21 protein-coding genes are annotated in these 22,838 nt (G+C 66.8%); 12 read left to right on the top strand and 9 right to left on the bottom strand.

Going from position 1 to position 22,838, the window contains the following annotated elements:
- A partial coding sequence (locus EB835_RS16200) for a transposase (RefSeq protein WP_135810488.1) occupies positions 1-551 on the top strand: 551 nt, incomplete at its 5' end.
- A gap of 50 nt (positions 552-601) precedes the next feature.
- On the opposite strand, the gene EB835_RS16195 is transcribed toward EB835_RS16200, so the two are convergent.
- Positions 602-1,261: a TetR/AcrR family transcriptional regulator gene (locus tag EB835_RS16195; protein ID WP_135810487.1), complete on the bottom strand. Its 660-nt coding sequence runs from the start codon at positions 1,259-1,261 to the stop codon at positions 602-604.
- Positions 1,262-1,658: 397 nt separating this feature from the next.
- On the opposite strand from EB835_RS16195, the gene EB835_RS16190 reads away from it, so the two are divergent.
- Positions 1,659-2,237 (top strand): NADPH-dependent FMN reductase, encoded by a 579-nt coding sequence (locus EB835_RS16190; protein WP_135810486.1) that lies wholly within the window; start codon positions 1,659-1,661, stop codon positions 2,235-2,237.
- 118 nt (positions 2,238-2,355) lie between these two features.
- Entirely contained in the window at positions 2,356-3,117 is a 762-nt protein-coding gene (locus EB835_RS16185) for a 3-hydroxyacyl-CoA dehydrogenase (RefSeq protein WP_135810485.1), read from the top strand.
- Positions 3,118-3,226: 109 nt separating this feature from the next.
- Here EB835_RS16185 and EB835_RS16180 read toward each other — a convergent pair whose 3' ends face one another.
- The gene (locus tag EB835_RS16180; RefSeq protein ID WP_135810484.1) at positions 3,227-3,859 is read right to left on the bottom strand and encodes a response regulator; all 633 of its coding nucleotides are present in this window, start codon (positions 3,857-3,859) and stop codon (positions 3,227-3,229) included.
- Complete coding sequence (locus tag EB835_RS16175; protein ID WP_135810483.1) at positions 3,856-5,250, bottom strand: sensor histidine kinase; 1,395 nt, start codon at positions 5,248-5,250, stop codon at positions 3,856-3,858. The genes EB835_RS16180 and EB835_RS16175 overlap by 4 nt, the downstream gene beginning before the upstream one ends.
- A 181-nt stretch (positions 5,251-5,431) precedes the next feature.
- Between EB835_RS16175 and EB835_RS16170 the strand changes: the two genes are divergently transcribed.
- Complete coding sequence (locus EB835_RS16170; protein WP_168216763.1) at positions 5,432-6,445, top strand: CPBP family intramembrane glutamic endopeptidase; 1,014 nt, start codon at positions 5,432-5,434, stop codon at positions 6,443-6,445.
- Positions 6,442-6,846, top strand: coding sequence for a hypothetical protein (locus EB835_RS16165; RefSeq protein WP_135810481.1), 405 nt, complete (start codon positions 6,442-6,444; stop codon positions 6,844-6,846). Before EB835_RS16170 ends, EB835_RS16165 begins: the two co-directional genes overlap by 4 nt.
- Here EB835_RS16165 and EB835_RS16160 read toward each other — a convergent pair.
- The 3 genes from EB835_RS16160 to EB835_RS16150 all read right to left on the bottom strand — a co-directional run bounded on the left by EB835_RS16160 (position 6,788) and on the right by EB835_RS16150 (position 10,667).
- Positions 6,788-7,687: a hypothetical protein gene (locus EB835_RS16160; protein ID WP_135810480.1), complete on the bottom strand. Its 900-nt coding sequence runs from the start codon at positions 7,685-7,687 to the stop codon at positions 6,788-6,790. The genes EB835_RS16165 and EB835_RS16160 overlap by 59 nt on opposite strands.
- Positions 7,688-7,761: 74 nt before the next feature.
- Positions 7,762-9,759: a sensor histidine kinase gene (locus tag EB835_RS16155; RefSeq protein WP_135810479.1), complete on the bottom strand. Its 1,998-nt coding sequence runs from the start codon at positions 9,757-9,759 to the stop codon at positions 7,762-7,764.
- Entirely contained in the window at positions 9,756-10,667 is a 912-nt protein-coding gene (locus tag EB835_RS16150) for a DMT family protein (protein WP_135810478.1), read from the bottom strand. The genes EB835_RS16155 and EB835_RS16150 overlap by 4 nt, the downstream gene beginning before the upstream one ends.
- 168 nt (positions 10,668-10,835) lie before the next feature.
- Between EB835_RS16150 and EB835_RS16145 the strand changes: the two genes are divergently transcribed.
- A complete protein-coding gene (locus tag EB835_RS16145; protein WP_168216762.1) occupies positions 10,836-11,567 on the top strand; it encodes a response regulator in 732 nt (243 codons plus the stop codon).
- A gap of 48 nt (positions 11,568-11,615) precedes the next feature.
- Here EB835_RS16145 and EB835_RS16140 read toward each other — a convergent pair whose 3' ends face one another.
- Positions 11,616-12,647: an NAD(P)H-dependent flavin oxidoreductase gene (locus EB835_RS16140; protein WP_135810477.1), complete on the bottom strand. Its 1,032-nt coding sequence runs from the start codon at positions 12,645-12,647 to the stop codon at positions 11,616-11,618.
- A gap of 267 nt (positions 12,648-12,914) precedes the next feature.
- On the opposite strand from EB835_RS16140, the gene EB835_RS16135 reads away from it, so the two are divergent.
- A complete protein-coding gene (locus EB835_RS16135; protein WP_135810476.1) occupies positions 12,915-14,486 on the top strand; it encodes an acyltransferase family protein in 1,572 nt (523 codons plus the stop codon).
- Here the strand turns inward: EB835_RS16135 and EB835_RS16130 are convergent.
- On the bottom strand, positions 14,455-14,946 hold the full coding sequence (locus tag EB835_RS16130; protein WP_135810475.1) for an SRPBCC domain-containing protein: 492 nt from the start codon (positions 14,944-14,946) through the stop codon (positions 14,455-14,457). The genes EB835_RS16135 and EB835_RS16130 overlap by 32 nt on opposite strands.
- A complete protein-coding gene (locus tag EB835_RS16125; RefSeq protein ID WP_135810474.1) occupies positions 14,943-15,308 on the bottom strand; it encodes an ArsR/SmtB family transcription factor in 366 nt (121 codons plus the stop codon). Before EB835_RS16125 ends, EB835_RS16130 begins: the two co-directional genes overlap by 4 nt.
- 512 nt (positions 15,309-15,820) lie before the next feature.
- On the opposite strand from EB835_RS16125, the gene EB835_RS16120 reads away from it, so the two are divergent.
- From EB835_RS16120 to EB835_RS16100, 5 genes are read left to right on the top strand one after another with little or no spacing between them, the layout of a single operon-like run.
- Positions 15,821-17,455 carry an ABC transporter substrate-binding protein gene (locus EB835_RS16120; protein ID WP_135810473.1) on the top strand — a complete coding sequence of 545 codons (1,635 nt, stop codon included), beginning with the start codon at positions 15,821-15,823 and terminating at the stop codon, positions 17,453-17,455.
- Complete coding sequence (locus tag EB835_RS16115) at positions 17,455-18,525, top strand: ABC transporter permease (protein ID WP_135810472.1); 1,071 nt, start codon at positions 17,455-17,457, stop codon at positions 18,523-18,525. The genes EB835_RS16120 and EB835_RS16115 overlap by 1 nt, the downstream gene beginning before the upstream one ends.
- Positions 18,522-19,460: an ABC transporter permease gene (locus EB835_RS16110; protein WP_135810471.1), complete on the top strand. Its 939-nt coding sequence runs from the start codon at positions 18,522-18,524 to the stop codon at positions 19,458-19,460. The genes EB835_RS16115 and EB835_RS16110 overlap by 4 nt, the downstream gene beginning before the upstream one ends.
- Positions 19,457-21,415 (top strand): dipeptide ABC transporter ATP-binding protein, encoded by a 1,959-nt coding sequence (locus EB835_RS16105; RefSeq protein ID WP_135810470.1) that lies wholly within the window; start codon positions 19,457-19,459, stop codon positions 21,413-21,415. The genes EB835_RS16110 and EB835_RS16105 overlap by 4 nt, the downstream gene beginning before the upstream one ends.
- The gene (locus EB835_RS16100) at positions 21,408-22,838 is read left to right on the top strand and encodes an NtaA/DmoA family FMN-dependent monooxygenase (protein WP_135810469.1); all 1,431 of its coding nucleotides are present in this window, start codon (positions 21,408-21,410) and stop codon (positions 22,836-22,838) included. Before EB835_RS16105 ends, EB835_RS16100 begins: the two co-directional genes overlap by 8 nt.

Here is a 22,838-nt window from a genome sequence, read left to right as displayed (position 1 = left end):
CGGCCGATCAGTTCGCTGAGATCTCGAAATGGCGGGCCAGGAAGGAAGATATCGGGCTGGCCACTGCCAGAGCTGAGGCGGTGCGTCGGGCCAAACGCGTTCTCGACCTCGATGAGGAGTTGGCAGGTAACCTCGACAAACTCACTGAACTCATCAAGGCCAGCCCGGCTGCGGCCTTGCTGGAAGAGCCCGGGGTCGGGCCCTTCAGTGCCGCGGTGTGCTTCACCGCCTGGTCTCATCCCGGACGGGTTCGCAACGAGGCTGCGTTCGCTGCCCTGGCGGGGGTGAATCCGATTCCTGCCTCGTCGGGCAACACGCATCGTCACCGGTTGAATCGGGGTGGTGACCGGCAATTGAACCGAGCCTTACACACGGTGATCATGAACCGGATGGTCCATGACGAGCGGACCCGAAAGTACGTTGCCAGGCACTACGGTGAAGACCCGACGAAGAAGTCGAAGAAGGAAATCCGACGCAAGCTCAAGTGGTATCTAGCGCGTCGGGTCTACAAGATCCTCAACGCGCTAGATACCGTTCCTCAACCTGCTTGACAAGACATAGAAGGATCGAGGTTGCTGGGCCGCCGTCAGGCAGCAAGGGGTTATTTGGTGTCGGCGATGAAGTCGAGCATTCCGGCCTGGTTGACCGGCAGAGCCAACAGGCGGTCGAGTTCGGCCTCGTCGGGGTCGATGCCGAGGATGCGCAGCGAGTACTGGGTGAAGTCGCGCTCGATCATGTCAGGCGTCAGGTCGCCCGTCGGCCGGTACCACAGCGAGAGCGAATTGCAGATCGAGTGGATTGCGCGAGTGGCCAGAGCCGCACTGTTGACGCGGAACGTCCCTGCGTCGATTCCGGTCTGGACGATATCGCCCATGATCTCGCGAGCTTCCCGCTGGAGTTCCTTGACGCGGACCGCGTTGTCGCCGGTGAGGCGTTCGGTGTCGCGCAGCAGCACGGTGGAGACCGAGACGTTCTCCATCCGATAGCGGGCGAGGTAGCGCACGGCCACGGCCAGCTGATCGACCGGATCATCATCGACGTCGGCGATGACCGCTCGGCAGTGCTCGACGTACCAGGTGTACGCGGTGTGGACGAGCTCGTAGAGAGCTTCCTGCTTGGATGGGAAGTAGTAGTAGAGCGCAGAGAGGCTCAGACCTGCTGTCTGTGCGATATCGCGGATGGACGCGCCGTCGAATCCTTTGTCCGCGAAAGTGTCCCGGGCCGAGCGGAGAATGTTGTTGCGGCCGTTGGTTGAGCGCACGATGACCGGACTCCTTGCCTAGTTTTTCGTTGAAGCCGACTTTTTAACGAACAGTCTTTCACTTGCCCAACGACCATACACGACCGGTGGTCTCTGCGGGCCTGATTTCGCGGGGAATTACGGTATCACCGTGTTCAGCGTCCGTTGCGACCGAATGCGGATTCCATCGGATCTCGTCATCAGGACAGTGATCGACCAGTGGCTGGACAGTGACCTCACCTTGCGCTGATCAGTGACCAGGGTCACTCGAATGTGGGGAATGATTGAGCGTTCAACCATGTTGGTCAGTGTGGAGCTGCAGGCGATTCGGCATGCCGAGATCGCAGGCTCTGCCCCGTGAACTCGACCGCCACGGCCGCCCGGCCGGCGGACACCGCTCAACGAATTGAGGATGCATATGCTCAACATCGCCATCATTCCCGGAACCTCCCGCCCCCAGGCTCTCAACCCGCAGATCGTGAACTGGGTCGAGCAGCAGCTGGCTTCCAATGATGATGTCCGCGCCGAGGTCGTCGACTTCGGCAGCTTCGACCTGCCCCTGCTCGACGAGGTGGTCCCCGCCGGCGCGAAGATGTACGCCAACGACCACACGAAGGCCTGGGGTGCGAAGCTCGAAGAATTCGACGCCTTCATCTTCGTCACGCCCGAGTACAACCACTCGATCTCCGGCTCGCTGAAGAACGCCCTCGATTTCGTTGCCACCGAGTTCAACCACAAGGTCGCAGGCATCGTGAACTACGGCGCCGACAAGGGAGTGCGCGCCGCTGAGCACCTGCGCCACATCCTCGCGAACTACAAGCTGGCCGTCGTCCGCGACCAGGCATCGTTCTCGATCTTCACCGACGTTGCCGACGGCACCTTCGCCCCGACCGAGGTCTCGGCCGCCCCGTTCGCATCCATGGTCGACGACATCGTCGCCTGGGGTGAGGCCCTGAAGTCCGTGCGCGAATCCGGCGCCGAGGAGCAGGCCGCCTGAGTCTGCCCGACACCATTTTCGAAGCCCGCCGGTCACCCGACCGGCGGGCTTCGTCGTCCCCGCACTTGCGTTAGAGTCACAGTGATCAACTGTTCGCTCAGCGATGCAAAGGACACTCATGGATCTCACGAACACCGTCGCCCTCGTCACCGGCGGGGCCTCCGGCCTCGGCCGCGCCACCACCGAACGTCTCCTGGCCGCCGGCGCCCAGGTCGTCATGGTCGATCTCAACGCCGAGGTGGGGCAGCAAGCCGCCGCCGAACTCGGCGATTCCGCCCACTTCGTCACCGCTGACGTCACGAACGAAGAGCAGGTTCAGGCCGCCGTCGACACCGCCGCCGGACTCGGCGCCCTGCGCGTCGTCGTCAACTGCGCGGGTGTCGCGACCCCCGGAAAGCTCGTCTCCCGCAAAGGTCCGCTGCCGCTCGAAGCATTCCAGAAGGTGCTGAACATCAACATCGTCGGCACCGTCAACGTCTGTCGCCTCGCCGCCGCGGCCATGCAGAACCAAGAAACGCAAGGCGAGGAGCGCGGAGTCATCATCAACACCGCCTCCGTTGCGGCCTTCGACGGCCAGATCGGCCAGATCGCCTACTCCGCGTCCAAGGGCGCCGTGGCCTCGGTGACCCTCCCGATGGCCCGCGAGCTCGCCGCCTCCCTCATCCGCGTCGTCACCATCGCCCCCGGCATCTTCGAGACCCCGATGATGTCCGGCCTGCCCGCCGAGGCGCAGGAATCCCTCGGCAAGTCCGTCCCGCACCCGGCCCGGCTGGGCAAGCCCGCCGAGTACGCGCAGCTCGTCGAGTCGATCGTGGCCAACCCGATGCTCAACGGTGAGACGATCCGCCTCGACGGCGCCATCCGCATGGCCCCGAAATGATCGCCTGACACTCTCACCGAGGATGTCCTCCCCGAAATAATCGCCTGACCGACAGAGCCGCCCGTTGGCCGCATTTGCGGACGGGTGGCTCTGTCGTCTGGTGGGCTGCTCAGCGGCGTGCGTTGACGAGGAGCGCCAGCTGCACTCGCGAGGTCACCTCGAGCTTGTCGAAGATGCGTGCCAAGTGGGTCTTCACCGTCGCGGTCGAGACGAACAGCGACCGCGCCACCTGCGCGTTCGTCATACCCTGCGCGACCGCCTCGGCGATTTCCCGCTCCCGTGTCGACAGCGAGGCGAGCGGATCCTGACCCGGCGCCGAGGCGGACGGACGGGACGACATCAACGTGGCCAGGGCGGTCGCCGACAGAGTGCGGGTACCGTCGGCGGCCGCCCGGACGGCATTGATGAGCTCTTCCGGCGGGGTGTCCTTGAGGATGTAGCCCGCGGCCCCGGACTGCAGGGCACGGTGGATGAAATCGTCGGTGCCGAAGGCCGTGAGCATGAGCACCTGTGGGTGCTCGGGATCGCTCAGCAGCGTCTGCGCGGCCTCGAGCCCGTCGAGGCGGGGCATCCGGATGTCCATGAGCACGAGGTCGGGACTCAGCCGGCGAGCGAGGTCGATGGCTTCGACACCGTCGACCGCCTCGGCGATGACGTCGATGTCATCGGCGGCGCCGAGGAGGAGCTTGAGGCCGGAGCGCATGAGCGATTCGTCGTCGGCGATGATGACGCGGATCGTCATGGTCTCTCCTGGTCGTCCGGGGAGCCGGCCGTGCCGGCGGCCCCCTCTGAATCGTCGTCTGTGAGGACGGCTGAGTCGATGGGGATGCGGGCGCGGAGGGTGAACTCCGGGGTCGTCGTCACCGTGAGATCGCCGCCCATGGCCTCCATTCTCTCCCGCAGTCCGAGCAGCCCCAACCCGGATCCGGTGACGAGCTGCTGCGCTCCGGCGCGGAACGCCGGGGCCAGGCCCGTGTGCGGATTGCTGGCGACGAGCTCGAGGTGGCCGTCCGCCTCGTCGAAGCCGACCTTGATCGTCACCTTCTGGCCCGGGGCATGCTTGACGGCATTCGTGATCGCCTCCTGGACGAAGCGGTAGATCGTCGTCTGCTCGAGTGCCCCGCACCGGTGGAGGACTGGTTCGAGGTAGCGCAGCTCGGCGGTGTCGCCTCTGGCCGCAACGAGACGGTCGATGTCGGGGTCGATGACCGTGCCCTGGTCATCGCTGCGCAGCATGGTCAGCACCTCCCGGAGTTCGACGCCGGAGCGACGGGCGGCATCGGCGATGAGGCGGGCGCTTTCGCGAACTTCGTCAGGGGCGAGGTCCTGCCGCACGGACAGGGCGCCGGAATACATGGCGATGACAGACAGGTGGTGGGACAGCGAATCGTGCATATCGCGGGCGATGCCGCGGCGCACTTCGGCGATGGCGCGGTCCTGCCGTGAGCGTTCGCGCAGCAGGGTCTGCGCGGCGGAGTCGATGATGCCCTGCTCGCGGGAGCCGCGGATGACGCCGATGATGACGAGGACGGCGTACATCGTGCCGCCGAAGACGAACACGGGAAGGTCGAAGGCTCCCGCCGCCTGCGGGGTGAGGATATAGGTGGCTGAGAAGGATGCCAGCGTGGCGGCGAGTGCGCCGAAGTCGAGTGCCCAGCTGCGCCGGGCCGACAGGGAGACGAGCATGATCGAGGCCGCGATGGCACCGAGGGTGCTGACTGTGCCGATGAGGATGCCGATGATTCCGACGGTGACGGGAATCCAGCCGCCCGGACGGCGCTGGAGCGATTCGACGGATCCGTCAGCGGCGAGGTATTCCTCACCGCCGTGGCCGGTGACGGTGAGGAACTCGCGCAGCTTCTCCGCGGCGAGCACTTTCGGGCGCAGCTGTTTGCGCGGCACTCGGCGTCCATCGAAGAGGAGGACGATGGGCAGACAGACGAAGGCAACGAGCCCGAAGGCGATGTGCACGAAGATCTCGGCACTGAGCGCGTCCGCCTCAGCCCCGGTGGGTTTCGGGTTCGGCCACTGGTTTCCGATGACAACGAAGAGGATGAGCGCGCCGACGACCGCGGAGATGCCGGTCCAGAGGAGGGCATGCGCGAGCGGGCGGCGGGCGGGGCGAGGTGTCACCCTTCGAGCCTACCCGGGCGCGGGCCGCGAGGGTGTCGCCCGAAAGGATGAATTCGGAGCGGCCGCGAGGGCGCGGCAGCCCGGCCGGATGCGCCCTGACGTGCGCATTCATCCGATCGGATGACATGAATCATGCCCTTGACCGATGGTGGGCGGCCGCCGGTTTCGAAAGGGTGGAGACATGAGAAACCGACCCTACACTCTGCACTATCATCGTCAGTTCGCCGCACTGCCCGACAACAGGTGGTTCAAGCCGATCCTCGTCGCGCTCCTGACCGCGGTGTTCTACCTCATCGCAATCGTCGTCCTGTTCGTCGGCTTCTTTCTCTGGGCACTCTTCGCCCTCGGCGTCGACGGTGACTTCAACACATGGTCGGAACGCCTCATCGACATGAACACGACCACGGGCGTCCTCTTCGGACTCGTCAACGTCATCCTCATGTGGCCGGCCGCCGAGCTCGCGACCCTATGCATCTACCGGCGCTCTTTCTCCTCGATGATCTCGCTCCGCGGCGGCATGCGATGGGGGCAGCTCGGCCGGTATCTGCTGGTCGGTGCGGCCGTATGGGTGGTCTGCGCGATCGTCATGGTCGCCTTCTCCGACGGGTCGATGGGCAACCTGACCTCGGGAATCGTGTGGAACGGCCAAGTATTCGCCATGCTCGTCGCCATCATCCTCCTCGTTCCGTTCCAGGCGACGGCCGAGGAGGTCGTCTTCCGCGGCTTGGCCATGAACATCATCGGCTCGTGGCTGCGCCACCCCGCATGGGCCGTGCTCATCCCCGTGCCGATCTTCGTCGTCGGCCACGTCTACGACCTGCCGGGACTCATCGACGTCGGCATCTTCGCCGTCATCGTCGGCACCCTGACGATCATCACCGGCGGTCTGGAGGCCGGAATCGCCTTCCATATCGTCAACAACGTCTTCGCGTTCGGCCTGGGTGTGCTCGCCGGAGCCGACCTCAATGCGACGAGCGCCCCGACGATCGAAGTCGTCATGTCGATCACGGCCCCGATCATCTTCGGCATCATCGTCGTTCTCGACCATCGCCGCCGAGGTGGATCGACCTTTCGCCGAGGCGGCCCGACCGACCGTGAACCGATGCGTCCCCGCGGGGACAGCCCAGAGAACGAGGAAACCGCGGTGGACAGCGATGTGAATGCCGACACCGAAACGAAAGCGAACCTGTCATGAGCTACTACAGCGAGCTCGCCCAGAACCTGCGCAAGCGCGGGTGTGAAGAAGACCAGGTCCTCACCGTCCTCCACGAGGTCAAAGACAGAGCGGAGGCGGCAGGGGCGACACCCGACGCCGAGTTCGGCACCCCCGAAGAGAAAGCCTCAAAGCACAGCGGGAAGCGCGCACGGTCCACGGGCCAGGCGACGCTCAACGTGTTCGGATTCGTGGGCGTGTGCTGTGTGGTCGTCTACGCCATCTGGCCGGGACTGTTCGACTTCACAAACCCTGTGCTGTCGAATTTCGCCGGCATGATCGCGCTCCTCGTCCTGCTCGCCATCGGCGCCTTCGTCGCAGGTTTCATCGACTCTCGTCTGCCGAAGGGGTTCGAGGCTCCGCAGTCAGAAGCCGATCGATGAGCTCATCTGCAGTGATGCCCTCGGCCCGCGCGGCGGCGTTGATGCGATCGAGCGTCGAAGGCGACAGGGCCGGCGCCGGTTGGGACGACGGCTCGGACGACGACGGTTGAGTCGATCGGGCTGACGTCTCGCCGGCGCGGTCGGCGCCCGCAGGCTTCGACCCGGCCCTGAGCAGCAGCGAAGTCAGGGGCACGACGATGACCCCAAGTGCGGCGAGGATCCACACGATGCCGTTGAGGCGGGTCAGCCACTCGAGTTCCCACGCTGATTCCACCCAGATCGTGACGAGAACCAGGCTCGTGCCGAGCGCGAGGAGGCCGAGCGTGATCGGCAACCCGATGCGCACCACCCGAGACCGGGGCACCAGCAGCAGAATGAGCGAACTGACCGAAGCGACGGCGGTGACAAGCACGATCGACGCGAGCACCTGGTAGAGGATGTCGCCGATGGTCAAGCCGGTGGAGCCGGGGACGGGGTCGTCCCACATGTACGGATCGCCCCAGATGAACAGAATGCTCACCAGCAGGGTGATGAACGCCAGCAGGATCGTGGCGCTGCCGAACCATTGGGCTCGCCGACCGATGAGCGTCGCCCCGCAGAAGGCAGCGACGCTGCAGGCGCCGGTCACCGCCGTCGTGGCGATGACCTGGAACGTCGGTTCGGACTCGATATCGCCGAGCATGACGATAATCCCGCCGATCGCCGCCACGCTGAAGGCCACGACGATGATGACGGCGATCGTGCGCCGCAGGTCCCGGACGAACCGGGACTGCTCTCGCGCCGCGGGTTCCGGCGCCGGCGTCGAGGGGTCAGATGGCGTCGATGGGGATGAGTGAGTCACTGTTTCTGCACCTTTCGGAGGGGATTTCAGACAGCAGGGATCCCTGATCGATTATGTCATCGATCCGCAGGCACTCACTCCATCGGCAACGACGCCCTGACCTCGAAACCACGGTGCTCGGTCGGCCCCACCCGCAGGCTTCCGCCCAAGGCTTCGACGCGTTCGCGCATCCCCTTGATGCCGAATCCTGCGCCGAGGTGGCTGTGCCCATCCGCATCCGCCCCGCCGTCGGGTTCCCCGTTGAGCACGGAGATCTCGAGCCGGGAGCCGATGGCCGTGACGGTGACCGCCACGGGTGCGCCGGCGGCATGCCGCAGCGCATTCGACAGACTCTCCTGAACCACCCGGAACGCCGTGAGGCTCGTCGTCGGCGGCAGCGCGAGAGGTTCGGCGGGGAAGTCGAGATCGACGACCGCACCGGAGCCGCGCGTGACATCGACGAGAGCTGGAATGTCGTCGACGGTCGGCTGCGGCGCCAGGTCGGCATCCCGGCCACCGCGGAGGATTGCGAGCAGCCCACGCATCTCCGTGAGCGCCTGCCTGGCCGATCCCGCCATCGAATCGAATTCGCCGAGGCTGCGCTCATCGAGTCCGGGCAGCCGGTACTTCGCCGTCGTCGCCTGGACGCTGATGACCGACATGCTGTGCGCCACGACATCATGGAGCTCCTGAGCGATCCGGTTGCGCTCCTCCAACTCCTGTCGCTTCGCCAGCTCCGCGGCGCTGAGTTCGCGTTCGGATTCGAGCTGCCTGCGACCTTTGATGAGCAGGTTGCCGATGACGCCGATGACTCCGGCACCGGCGGCGACCGCCGCGGTGGTGATCACGTTCGACAAGGCCCCAGGCAGCTCGCCGGCATGCGGCAGGACCAGGGCGAGCACGCCGATGAGCGCACTGCCCGACCACAGTGCGACGAGGTGGATCCAGCGGTGACGCAGACCGATGATGAGGTGGAGGAAGACGAGAGCCAGCAGCGAGGTGACCGTGAACGGTCGGACTGCTCCCGAAACGTCCGCAGTGAGCAGAATGCCTGCCAACTGAGCGACGAGGCCGAGGCCGATCGCCGGTATCGGCCAGCGCACTGCCAGCAGGAGCGCGGCGCTGAGACTGAACGCAAGAACCATCGCGAAGACTGTCGGGACACCGTAGAGCACGGTGGTCACCGGCCAGGCGACCGCGACGAGCACGACCCCGACGAACGCTGCGATGAGCCAGAACCACCCCTGACTCCCGGCGATGGCCGACAGTGCAGACGACTGCGCCGGATGAGCCGACCGCTCTGAGCGAGTCGCCTGCGCGGAGACAGCTGCCCCATCAGTCGACCCGGCAGCGCGGATCGAGACGATCTCGAGCAGTGCCATGGCGTGGAGGATGAAGGGGAAAGTCAGCAGCAGGACGATGCCCGTGACGAATTGGAACGTCGCCTCGGCGGAGAACCCGAGGTCAGTGACCGGGGAGTTCGTCACCCAGGCGACCACCCAGTCGACGGTGTCGCCTTCGTCTTCGGGGAGAAACCTGCCCCAGACGAAGAACGTGATCCCGCCAAGACCGCCTGCGAACCAGGCCAGGGAGATCGAGAACGTGAAGAGCCGGATCGGCAGTGCGAACACTGCCTCGAAGAGCAGATCCAACCACGCACGCGCATCGGACAGCGGAGCCAACCACCAGCGGAGTCCGCGTCCACGGGGACGGGGAGCCGCCTCGGCGATGGGGGCACCCCACGCACGAGCACGGGCCCGGGAGAGGTTGCCGAACGCGCGGGCGACGGTGAGTGTCAGCGGCAGGAGGAGCACGCCGACCCAGACGATGACCGTGGCGATCGAGACGGAGAACAGGGTGACGAGCACCGGGAACGCGATGAGGGAGATGACCAGGCTCGGGGCGACGAGGCCGGCATCGCGGCCGAGATTGTGCCACAGCCTGCCCCACCGCGAACGCGGCGCGGTCGCGGCCCGAGAACCTGCGGCCGCTTGGGAGTTCGGGCCGATCTGCGGAGGCTCTGCTGGGCGGGGCACGTCTCCAGCGTACGCGTCGGCGGGTGCGGGGGAGGTGAGATCGGGGGAGTGGTTCACAGCGTGATTCCTTCCTGTGCTGTGTGCGAGGACGTCTGCGCGGTGCCGACCTCAGTGTCAGTGCGAGCGGTGCTGCGGGATTCGAGGACCTTCGGGTGGAAGCGCGAGAGCATCCACACTCCGCCGATGCCGATGGCTGCGGAGACGAGCAGACCGAGGGTGGCCGGCGGAGTCAGGCCCGTGTACTCGCCGAAGAATGCGGCACCGATGATGACGGCGACGATCGGGTCGATGACCGTGAGGCCGGCCAGCACAGTCTCGGCGGGACCGCAGGCGTACGCGGTCTGGACGAGCCAGAATCCCGCCGCCGAGGCCAGGCCGACCGCGCCCAACAGCGCCCACCAGCGCAGACCGAACGTATCGAGTCCGGGCAGTCCCGACATGACGACGGATCGGGCGAGGACGTGCGTGGCCGCGGCGACCGTGCCGAAGACGATCCCGGTCATGACGACCCGGGGGATGTGGCCGGCGGAGCTGAATGAGAACAACCCCGCGAAGATGGTGAGGGCGATGAGCACGGCGAGCAGCCAGGTCACCGACTGTGCGTTCACGGAGATATCGTGGGCGAACCTCGCCGAGGTGGCCACGAAGGAGAAGATCCCGAAGAGCGTGACCGCGATGCTGATGAGCAGCGGAGCACCGAGGCGGAGACCGAAGTACCGCCGGCCGATGAGGACGGCGAAGACGAGCGAGACCGCGCCGATGGGTTGGACGATGGAGACCGGACCGAGTCCGAGTGCGATGACGTTGAGCACCGTGACCAGCCCCATGAGGCCGAGCCCGGTGACCCAGGTGGCGTGACGGCGCAGGCCGGGGGCCATGGTGGCCACGGCATGCTGCTGGCAGTGGGTTCCCAAGGCCAGGCAGAACGCTGCGGCGGTGGCGAGGATGACGGCGGTGATGATCATGACTCGAACATTAGGGAGGCGGTATGCGCCGGCACATCATACGCAGGAGTGAAATGGGTGCCGCACGTATCACCCATGAGGATGAAATTCGGTCGAAACCGGGCACGGTCGGCGGATTCTCGGGGATTGCGCGGGTTCCGTGACCACACTGTCCGGTAGGTTGGAACCATGCCGGGAATTGAGGATGCGCTGGGCGGGGACGGGGGAGCCGCCTCGGCGAGTGTGCCGCCTCCGTCGGAGACGACGATCAGGGTCGCCATCGTCGACGATCAGGCGATGGTGCGGCAGGGGTTCGGGGCATTGCTCGACGCACAGTCGGACATGCAGGTCGTCGGCAGCGCCGACGACGGATCCGCCGTCGTCGACCTCGTGCGCCGGACGAGCCCCGATGTCATCCTCATGGACATTCGGATGCCGACGCTCAACGGTCTCGACGCCACCCGGGCGATCTTCAACATGCCCGGAGACCACCCGCGCGTCATCATGCTCACCACGTTCGACGCCGACGAATACGTGTTCTCAGCCCTGCGGGCCGGTGCCAGCGGATTCCTCCTCAAGGACGCCACCGCCGAGGACATGATCACCGCGGTCCGCGTCGTCGCCGGTGGGGAATCGCTGCTCGCACCGTCGGTGACCCGCCGCCTCATCGCCGAATACGTCGCCGGACCCACCGTGGCCAAGGACACCGCCGTGCTCGGCCAGCTCACCGACCGGGAGATCGACGTGATGACCCTGGTGGCGAAGGGACACGCCAACGCCGAGGTGGCCGAACAGCTGTACCTCGCCGAACAGACCGTGAAGACCCACGTCTCGAGGATCCTGTCGAAGCTCGGGTTGCGCGACCGCACCCAGATCGTCGTCGCCGCCTATGAGTCTGGGTTGGTCGTCGCCGGGAACTGAGCGGCGCGGTTCGGAGAGGGGCGTCTGCGGGGGACGCCGGCTCGCTGACTACTCGCGGGCGAAGCCGGCTCCGAGGTCCTTGACTATGGTCTCTGCGGATCCGTCCTGGGCGCTGCGGTATCCGGTTCCGGCCCACAGGTGCAGGCCGTGCGGGTCATCGGCCTTCTTCGCCGCGGCGCGGAACTCCTTCGTCAGATGGTGCACGGCCGGATAGGCGTCGACGGCGATCGGGTCGAACGTCCGCACGAAGTCATTGACCAGCGCACGCGCGGGGCGCCCGGTGAACGCCCTGGTCAGCTGGGTGTCCGTGAACTCGTCGTCGGCCAGTGCAGCCCGATGAGTGGGTGCCGTTCCTGCCTCGTCGGAGCGCAGAAGCAGGGTGCCGACGACGACTGAGCTCGCCCCCGCACCGAGGAGCTCTCCCACCATGGCCTCACCGTCGACTCCGCCGCCGGCTGCCACGGGCAGGTCCACCTCGGCGAGGATGTCACGGACGAGATCGACGGTCGCGCGGTCCTCGATGGTCCGCGTCGGATCGGCCGTACCCGAATGTCCGCCGGCGTGCGGACCTTGGACGATGAGCCCGTCGACCCCGACTTCGGCGGCCGCACGGGCCTCAGCAACCGAGGTCACCGTGGCGACGACCTGAGTGCCGACGGCGTGGAGGCGGTCGACCGCCTCGGCGGTGGGCAGATTGAAGGTCAGCGAGACCAGAGGAACGGGGTGCTCGGTGAGCCAGTCGAGCTTGTCGTCGAAGTTGTCGTCATCCTCGACCGGTTCGGGATCGAGCGTGATCTCGCGGGCGGCAGCGGCCGGTTCGAGCGCACTGACGAACCCGTCGAAAGCCTCGCGATCGACAGGGACGGGATTCGGAGCGAAGAGGTTGACGCCGAAGTTCGAGGTCGTCTCGCGCATCCGTGTGATAAGAGGGGCGAGAGCCTCGGCGGTGAGATACCCGCCGGCGACGAAGGGGAATCCGCCGGCCCGGGCGACAGCCTCGGTGAGTTCGGGCGTCGTCGTCCCACCGGCCATGGGTGCACCGATGATGGGCAGTGAGGTCTTCGCGAATGCGATCGTCACGGTTCTCTCCTATTATCGGCGGCCCGGGCTCGGCGTCTGTCGCCGAGCGAGGCGGCCGCGTGGTCGTGCGTGCTCATCGCCATTCTCACACGATCGGGTGCGGCGAGTATGAGGTGACCGGTCGAAGGTATCCCTCGGAAGTATCGGTCGGCGGGGGAGAGGTGGGCTCTCCGGCGTGATGTGCCGAGGCAGACGCGGTTCCTAACTTCGGTGTCATCGCCCCGATTCCCTGTGATCGGCACTGAACGACTCTGACAAGGAACTGCCATGACACTCATGCTCAACGACCCGGCCCCGCCCGCCGGCACCGAGGTCGGCCGAACCCCCGAGAGCGCGGTCGCCCCGCCCGCCGAACCTCGGACTCGCGAACCCCGCACCGCCGCCGCACCCCACCGCGACCAGGCCATCGACCTCATCCGGTTCGGCTGCCTCGTCGTCGTGGTCATCCTCCACTCTATGATGAGCGCGGCCGTACTCGGTCCCGACGGTAGAGTGGCGCCGACGGTCGCGCTGTCGACGACCGCCGGATTCGCCGCAGCGTCCTGGTTCTTCCAGGTCATGCCCCTGTTCTTCATCATCGGCGGATACGCGGGCATCACCGGATGGCGGCGTACCCGTGCTCGAGGCGGAATCTGGACCGACTATCTGCGTGCCCGACTGCGCCGCCTCGCCGTGCCCACAGCTGTCCTCGTCGTCATTGCCGGAATCGGACTGTCCGCGGCCGCTGACATGGGCGTTTCGTCCGAGCTCATCGTCGAGGCGAGCCGCCGCATCGGCCAACCGCTGTGGTTCCTCGCCGTCTATCTCGGCCTGTCCTCGCTGGTGCCGGTAGCGGTCCATTTCCATGAAAGAGCGCCGAGGCGGTCCCTGGCAGTCCTCGCCGGTGCCGTCATCGCCGTCGACGTTCTCGCCAGAACGACAGGGATTGCCGGCCTCGGCTATCTCAATTTCGTCGTCGTCTGGCCGCTGATCCAACAGCTCGGGTTCTTCTTCGCCGATGCCGTTGACCGCCCGATCAGCCGTCCCGCGGTGTGGACGGCGCTTGCGGCCGCGCTGGGTCTCCTCGGCGGACTCGTGGCCGCCGGGGTGTACAGCCCGAATATGCTCGTCAACCTCAATCCGCCGACCGGCGCCCTCGTCCTGCTCGGCGTCGCGCAGCTCTGCGTGCTGCAACTGTTCCACGCCCGGCTGAATCAGGCGCTCAACGTCGATGAGCCGTCCGCAGAGTCGACGATGGTTCCAGGAGAGGCGCCCGCCGAGGCGGCCCCCACCTCCCGAACTCTGACCGCCCAGTTACGGGCGCGGGTCATCGCCTGGGGCAATACCTACGGAATGCAGGTCTACCTGTGGCATATGAGCGTCGTCATCGTCCTCATCGGCGCTCTCGGATGGCTGGCGCAGACAGCCGTCGGCTTCCCGACGGGGATTCTGCTCGACCTGCCGACAGGCACCGTCGCCGAGTTCATCCTTCCCGAGATCGAGTCGGGATGGTGGTGGGCGACGCGTCTGCCGTGGCTGCTTGCAGTCATGGGACTCTCCGCGCTGGCCGCCATGGCCGCGGAGCGGATCCCGTTCCCCTCCGAACAGCGACTGGCCGCAGTCGGTCGCAGCCTCTCAGCGCTTGTCCGTGCTGTCCTTCCGCAGGGTTTCCAGGTCCAGGCATTCAGCTCGCGGGCGCGCGCCATCGTCGCTGTCGGAGCGGCCACGATGGGCATTGCGATCGCCCTCCTCGTCGGAATCGCGCCGATGATCTGGACGGTCGTGGCGGCCGGCCTGCTGATGGGTTCGCTCATCCTGTCGGCCGGGCTCACTCCACTGCGGCAGCCAGCTGGTCGGTGACAGTGCCCCAGCCGTCGAAGAACCCGAGTTCTTCATGCCGGGCGCGCTGCTCCGGGCTGCCGTGGCGCACGATGGCACGGTAGTCGGTGCCGTCGGGATGGTCGCCGAGGATGATCTCGGTGGTCATCGCCACCGGGTCCGGCAGCGACGGGTGCCAGGAGCTGCTGACGGCGTTCGTGAACACGAGGCGGCTGCCTTCCTCGATGACGAGGAACACCGCATCGACATGCGGATGCCACTCGGTGCCGTCCTCGCTCATCCGGGTGACGAAGGCGCCGCCCGGAGCGAGCTCGAGCGAATCCACGCGCAGACTCAGGGGCGCCGGAATCCACCATTGGGCCAGCTGATCCGGCGTGGTCCAAGCCTCCCAGATGGCCTGCTTCGTGGCGTGGATGATCCGCTGGATGCTGAGGTCGAGGTCTGGATTCTGATTTCGTGTGCGAGAGAGCTGAGTGGTCATGATTCCTCCTTTGTGGGGGTGGGCCCGTCGGAGTCGACGGAACCCGTGGTGACGAACTGTTCGAGCCGGTCGGTGGCGCGTTCCCAGATGCGCCGCTGTTCCTCGAGCCAACCCGAGAGCAGATGGAACCGATCCTGGTTGAGCACACAGGTGCGCACGCGCCCGGACTTCTCGGTCCGGATGAGGCCGCACGATTCGAGGCTGCGCACATGTTTCATGAACGACGGCAGCGAGATCGACAACGGCTCGGCAAGCTCTCCGACGCTGGCCGGCCCCCGCCCGAGACGCGCGATCACGCTGCGGCGAGTGGGGTCGGCCAATGCCGAGAACATCGCATCGAGCTCATCCGAATACTTAACCATGCGGCTAAGTATTACACCCTGGGGTGGCCTATGGGAAGAGGGCGGCTGAAAGTTCTGTGACGAATGATGACGGCGATCATACTTAACTATTGTTGAGCAATTGGGTTTACTGATACGGTGTTGATCGTCAACATTCCACGACATCACTTCAGCAGAGGGCATGATGATCGCTTTCAAGAATTCGCAGACCTGGGCGCTGTCCGCACGGTTCGAAGCTCTTGACTGTTGCATGCCCATGCCGATGTTCCGGCTCGTCAACGGCTGATTTCCCGCCGATTCCGGGCGCCCGGGCTTTTCTGCGGCGGAGGCTGTCGGGCCTCGCTCGCCTCGCCTCGCCGGACGCTCCGCGTTCTCGCGTGATTCTGGGGCGCCGAACCGAAAGCGCTTGATCTTTCCGGCGATATGTTGAGCAATCACTGCCGAATGGTCGGCCCGTGATCGTCGCAACTCGCGCCGACACCTTCGCAACCACCTCTGATTCACATCCACCACTGACACCACCCAGGACACCCATGACCACCATCAGCTCTCCCGCCGCTCCGACCCGCTCGCCGCAGCGCCGCTCTCACTTCGCTCTCGCCGTGCTCGCAGCAGGTTCCCTCCTCCTCGCCGGGTGCTCCGGATCGGCACAGGCCGAGGACGAAGATGCCACACCTCAGGACGGCGGAACTCTGAAGATCGCCTACGACGTCGATCCGACCTGCCTCGACGGACAGCAGCAGGGCACGAACGTCACCCTCAATGTCACTCGTCAGATCACGGACTCGCTCACCGATCAGGATCCGGAGACCCAGGAGATCAAGCCGTGGCTCGCCGAGAGCTGGGATGTCTCCGATGATGCGAAGACCTTCACCTTCCACCTCCGTGACGGGGTGAAGTTCCAGGACGGCACGGACTTCACCTCCGCCTCGGTGAAGGAGAACTTCGAAGCGATCCAGGATCTCGGGGCGAAGGCCTCCCTGGGACAGACCTACCTCGACGGGTTGAAGTCGATCGAGACTCCCGACAAGCAGACCGTGACATTCACCTTCGACAAGTCCAACGCCCAGTTCCTCCAGGCGACGTCGACGATGTCGCTGGGCTTCTACTCCTCGGACACACTCGCGAAGTCCCCCGAGGAACGCTGCACCGGAGACATCGTCGGCACCGGCCCGTTCCAGGTGAAGTCCTTCGAGCACAACAAGTCGATCGAGCTCGCCCGGTTCGACGACTACGACTGGCCGTCATCGATCGCCGAGCACGAAGGGCCGGCCCACCTCGACGGCATCGAATTCTCCATCGTCCCCGAGGCCTCGGTGCGCAACGGTTCACTGCTGTCGGGGCAGGTAGATGTCGACTTCTCCGTCCAATCCCAGGACGAGAAAACCCTCGAGGCGCAGGGACTGGGCATCGCCTCCCGACCGAACCCGGGCGTCGTCTACAACCTCGTGCCCAAGCTCACCGGGAACATCGCCAAGGACAGGTCGGTGCGTCAGGCGCTCGTCAAGGGCATCGACCGCGACCAGCTGCAGAGCGTGATCTCGCAGCACCAGGCTCCGGCCACCTCGGTGCTGGCGAAGTCGACCCCTGAGTACGAAGACCTCTCCGATCTGCTCGCCTACGACCCGGACGGGGCGAAGAGACTCCTCGACGATGCCGGCTGGAAGCCCGGCGACGACGGCATCAGGGTCAAGAGCGGCAAGAAGCTGTCGACGACGCTGACCTACTGGCAGGACGCCCCATTCCTCGAGCTCGTCCAGCAGCAGCTGCGAGAGATCGGTTTCGACCTCAAGCTCGAGAAGAAGACCACTGCCGAGGTGACCGCCCAGCAGGCCGAGGGCAAGGAAGAGCTGACCTTCGGCAACCTCACCCGTGCCGACGGCGATGTTCTGCGCAACTACTTCGGCGTCGACGAACAGAACGGCAACGTGAGGAAGAAGAAGGAGAAGCTCGACGACATCCTCGCCCGCACGACCTCGACGCTCGACGAGAAGGAACGCACGGCGGACTTCACGAAGGCCGCGAAGATCCTCATCGACGAAGGCTACTCGATTCCGATCGTCGAACTCTCCGGAGTGATCGGCACCGGCAAGAATGTCCACGACTTCAAGTACGAGGCCTCCTCGCGCTTCCAGCTCTATGACACCTGGCTGGACGGTGAGCGGTGATGAGCCTGCGCTACCTGGCCTCCCGGCTGGCCCAAGGACTGCTCGTCCTGTGGATCGCGTTCACCTTCAGCTTCTTCCTCCTCTATTGGCTACCCGGCGATCCGGTCATCACGATGCTCGGCGCCGGGGGAGAGCTGCAGAGCTTCGACCCCGCCGAGGTGGCCAGGCTTCGTGCCGAGTTCAACCTCGACCAGCCGCTGCCCATCCAGTACCTGCTCGCCCTCCTGGCCGTCGTCCGCCTTGACTTCGGCACCTCGATCCAGGCCGGCACCCTCGTCACCGAGGCGATCGCCGCCGCCCTGCCCCCGACGCTCGCACTCGCCGCGTTGGCCTTAGGTCTCGCCTTGGCGGTGGGGATCGTCATCGCGGTTGCCGCGACCCTGACCCGCCGCCCGTGGCTGCGCGACACCCTCGCGGCTCTGCCGGGACTCGGGGTCGCACTGCCGACGTTCTGGGTCGGACTGATGCTGCTGCAGATCTTCTCCTTCCGCCTCCCGTTCTTCCCTGCGGTGGGCACCGGTTCCCCGGCCGCGATCGTGCTGCCGGCCGTGACCCTGGCGATCCCGCTGTCGGCGATCATCGCCCAGGTCCTCTTCCGCTCGCTGCAGAATGCCTGGATCCAGCCCTTCGTCACGACCTTCCACGCATCGGGCTACACCCGGCTGCGGTTGCTGCTGCGCCAGGCCCTGCCCGTGGCGCTGCTGCCGGCGCTGACAATGGGCGGGGTGCTCTTCGGCCAGGCGCTCGCCGGGTCCGTCGTGGTGGAGAACGTGTTCTCCAGGCAGGGCCTCGGTCGGCTCGCGCAGACCTCCGTGACCGGGCAGGACATCCCGCTCGTCCAGGGCATCGTCCTCTTCGCCGCGGCCGTGTTCGTCTTCGTCAACCTCATCACCGACCTCACCTACCCGCTGCTCGATCCGCGGCTGCGCGGCGCCCGCCGGAAGCTCGAAACCAAGGCCAGTGACACCCTCGCCGAGGCGGCCGACCGTGAGGACGCACCCGCCGGTGCGAGCCCGGCCGGCTCGACGGCAGAGTCCGCATCGACGGAGACCGAAGGAGCGCGCGCATGAGCCTGGCCACCGAACTGCAGAAGAACGCCCAGCTCGCACCGACCGGGCCCGGTGCGGCCCGGCCCCACGAGGACCGGGTCCCCGGCGGCGGCACGCCCGGTCGGCTGCGTCGACTCACCTCGGCGGTGGGTTCCACCCGCATCGGGATCGTCGAAGTCATCGCGATCATCGTCCTCGGACTCGCCGCACTCGCCGCCGTCTGGCCGACCCTGCTCACCAGCGTCGATCCGCTCACCGGCAACCCGACCGACCGCCTCCTGGCACCCAGTGCCGAGCACGTCTTCGGCACCGATCAGCTCGGCCGCGACGTCTTCGCCCGCACCATCCACGGGTCCGCGCAGACCCTGTCGGCCAGCCTCGCCGCCGTGCTCATCGGGGTCGGCGCGGGCGTCCTCATCGGCCTGCTCGCCGGCTTCTTCACCGGGGTGCTCGACGCGATCTTCATGCGCACCGTCGATGTCCTCCAGGCCGTGCCCGGCCTGCTGCTGTCGATGGCAGTGATCACCGCGCTCGGCTTCGGCACCCTCAACGTCGCCGTGGCCGTCGGCGTCGCGGCCGTGCCTTCGTTCGCCCGGCTGACCCGTGCTGAGGTGATCCGATGGCGCTCGACGGAATTCGTCCGCGCCGCCCGCGCCGACGGACTTTCGGCCGCATCGGTCCTCGCCCGGCACATCTTGCCCCAGGTCAGAGGCCCGATCGGGGCACTGCTCGCACTCGAATTCGGGTCCGCTGTGCTCGCCGTCTCCGCCCTGAGCTTCCTCGGCTTCGGTGCCCCGCCGCCGCAGCCGGAATGGGGTCTGCTCGTCTCGGAGGGCCGCGACTTCCTCGCCGCAGCCTGGTGGATGACGACCTTCCCCGGACTCGTCGTCGCTGCGGTGGTGCTCGCGGCCAACCGTCTCTCCCACGCCGTCAACTCCGAGAAGGAATTCCGATGATCAACACCGATCTCCTCGCCTGGCCCGCAGCCGGTGCCGGCACCGAACTCCTCGACGATGCCGACGCGAAGACTCCCGCGGCGGATGCCGCTGCGGCAGACACCCGCGACTCGTCAACCTCGACCGCAACTCCCGAGACCCCAGCGCACGATGCCTCAACACCCGAGACCTCAGCACCCGGTGTCCAGGCACCCGAGTCATCAGCACCCGGTGTCCAGGCACCCGAGTCATCAGCCCACCAGGGGCCTCCAGTCCTCGAGGTTGCGGGACTGAGCGTCACCTACCCCGGTGCTCCCACCCCGGCGATCGCGGACATCGACCTCAGCCTCGCCCCCGGGGACACGCTCGCGATCGTCGGCGAGTCCGGATCCGGCAAGTCCACGACGGCCGCGGCGCTGACCGGACTCCTCCCGGCTGGGACGAAGGTCCACGCGCACACGCACAGCCACCTCGGCGAAGACCTCACCTCGGCGAAGCCGCGCACCTGGCAGCGGATCCTCGGTACGGGAATCGCGTACGTGCCGCAGGACGCGGGCGCCGGGCTCAACCCGGTGCGCACGATCGCCTCCGCCCTGGCCGAGACCCTGACCGTCAACGGTTATGCGAAACCGCAGGTCAGACCCCGTGTCGCCGAGGTTCTCACCGCCGTGGGACTCGACCCGCAGACCCACGGACGGCGGTATCCGCACGAGCTCTCCGGCGGGCAGCGGCAGCGCGTGCTCATCGCCAATGCGATCGCCGCCCGGCCGGCGCTCATCATCGCCGACGAACCCACTTCGGCGCTCGACGCGACCGTGGCCAAACAGGTCCTCGACGTGCTGGGCGGCCTCGTCGCCGGTTCGCAGACCGCGCTCGTGCTCATCACCCACGACCTCGGGGTGGCGAAAGAACGCGCCGCGAGGCTGCTCGTCATGCAGGCCGGCCGCATCGTTGAAACCGGGCCCACCGAAGCCGTCCTCGCCGACCCCCAGCATGCCTATACGCAGTCGCTCCTCGCCGCGGCCCCGCACCTCGGGTGGGGGAGACTGCGGCCGAGCACCGACGCTGGCGCCACCGAGACCCACACCGGCGCCGAGGCGGTCCTGTCCGGCCGTGCGATCGTACGGAACTTCGGTGGGGACCGTCCCGCAGTTGACGGTCTCGACATCAATCTGCGGGCAGGATCGACTGTGGGAATCGTCGGCGAATCCGGGTCGGGGAAGACGACCTCGGCGAGGATCCTGCGCGGCGCCGACCGGGCGGATTCCGGAGTTATCACCCTCCACGGAAAGCCCGTCAGTGACTACCGGCGGAAGGACCTCGGACGGCGCATCCGGTACGTCCACCAGGACTCGAGCGCGGCTCTCGACCCGCACTACACGGTCGAGCGGATCCTCACCGAACCGCTGCGCGGCCACCGCATCGGCACCCGAGCCGACCGGCCGGGACGCGTGCGGGAGCTGCTCGACTCCGTCGCCCTCGATCACAGCCTCCTCAAACGCACCCCGCGGGAGCTCTCCGGAGGGCAGCGGCAGCGGCTCGCGATCGCCCGTGCGCTGGCCGTCGACCCCGAGGTGATCATCCTCGACGAACCCGTCTCCGCACTCGACGTCGGCGTGCAGGCGCAGATCCTCCAGCTGCTCGTCGACCTGCAGGATCGCCTCGGCGTCGCCTACCTCTTCATCTCCCATGACCTCGCCGTCATCGAGCAGATCGCCGACGAGGTGATCGTGATGAAGGACGGACTTGTCGTCGAATCCGGGCCGACTTCTCGTGTGCTGCACGAGAGCCGTGACGACTACACGCGGGCGCTCATCGACGCAGTGCCGTGCTTCGACGACTCCGCCGTGCGCACGGCCGAGCGCGCGACTTCGACAGAGACCACCGACACCGACCTGCGCGCGACGTCCACCGACACCGGCGACGTATCGCTGACCCCGAACCCCACCGAACTGACAGGAGCATCCCATGCCTGAATTCGACAGCAGCATCCCCGGCCAGCCGCGGCAGGTCCACCTCGCCGCGCACTTCCCGGGCGTGAACAACACGACCGTATGGTCCGATCCTGCCTCGGGCAGCCACATCGAATTCGACTCCTTCGCTCACCTCGCACAGACCGCCGAGGCCGGACTCTTCGACTTCCTCTTCCTCGCCGAAGGCCTGCGCCTGCGCGAACACCAGGGAAAGATCTTCGACCTCGACGTCGTCGGTCGTCCGAACACCACGGCCGTGCTGTCCGCGCTCGCCGCTGTGACCAAGCGCATCGGCCTGGCAGGGACACTGAGCTCGACGTTCAACGAACCCTTCGACATCGCCCGCCGGCTCGCGACGATCGACCACCTCTCGAACGGTCGCGCCGCCTGGAACGTCGTCACGACCTCCAACGCCTTCACAGGCGAGAACTTCCGCCGCGGCGGCTACCTCGACTACGCCGACCGCTACCGCCGCGCCGAGGACTTCATCGACGTGGCTCGGAGACTCTGGGACACCGCCGCCGGTGACGGGTCGTTCACGCATGCCAGCGACTTCTTCGACATCGCCGGACGCTTCCCCGCCGGCGCCCTGCCCGGCGGTCACCCCGTCGTCTTCCAGGCGGGGGACTCGGACTCCGGCCGCGACTTCGCCGTCGGCTCTGCCGACGTCATCTTCACCCGTCACTCCGACCCCGAATCCGGCCGGAAGTTCTACGCGGACGTGAAATCCCGGCTGGCCAGCTACGGCCGCACCGAAGACTCCCTGAAGATCTACCCGGGAGTCTCCGTCATCCTCGGCGACACCCCCGCCGAGGCGGCCGAACGCTCCCGCGAGGTCGCCTCCCAGCAGGTCAGCGAGGCCGGTGCTATCGCCTTCCTCGAACGCGTCTGGGACCGCGACCTCTCCGCCTTCGACCCGAACGGACCTCTGCCCGATGTGCCGCCGGCCGGCGAATCGATCTCGCAGGGCCGGGTCAAGCACATCAAGAACGCGGAAGCCACGATCGCCTCCTGGCGGCAGCTGGCCGAGGCCGAGAACCTCACCGCCCGAGAACTCGTCATCCGGGTCTCGACCCGTCACTCCTACGTCGGCACCCCGCACCAGGTCGCGACCGACCTCGCCGAGGCGGTCCGCACGAAGGCCGCCGACGGCTTCATCCTCGTCCCCCACCTCACTCCGGGCGGACTCGACGAGGTCGTTGAGAAGGTCGTGCCCGAACTCCAGGAACTCGGGGTCTATCGCACCGAGTATCCGGACGGGTCCCTGCGCGAGAGCATCGGACTGCCCGCCGCCCGCACCGCCGCTGACTGGGCCGCCGCCCGTCGCGAAGCCCGCAGCACCGCCGCCGCAGAAACCGACACCACAGAGATCGGTGTCGCCGGCACCCCCGACGCTCCGACCCGCGAACTCAAGGAGGTGGGCTGA

Origin of the sequence: Brevibacterium sp. S22 (assembly GCF_004745485.1) — a bacterium.
In the GTDB taxonomy this organism is placed as follows: domain Bacteria; phylum Actinomycetota; class Actinomycetes; order Actinomycetales; family Brevibacteriaceae; genus Brevibacterium.
Note: the sequence above shows the minus strand (reverse complement) of the source record. Positions and strands in the feature narration are given on the sequence as shown.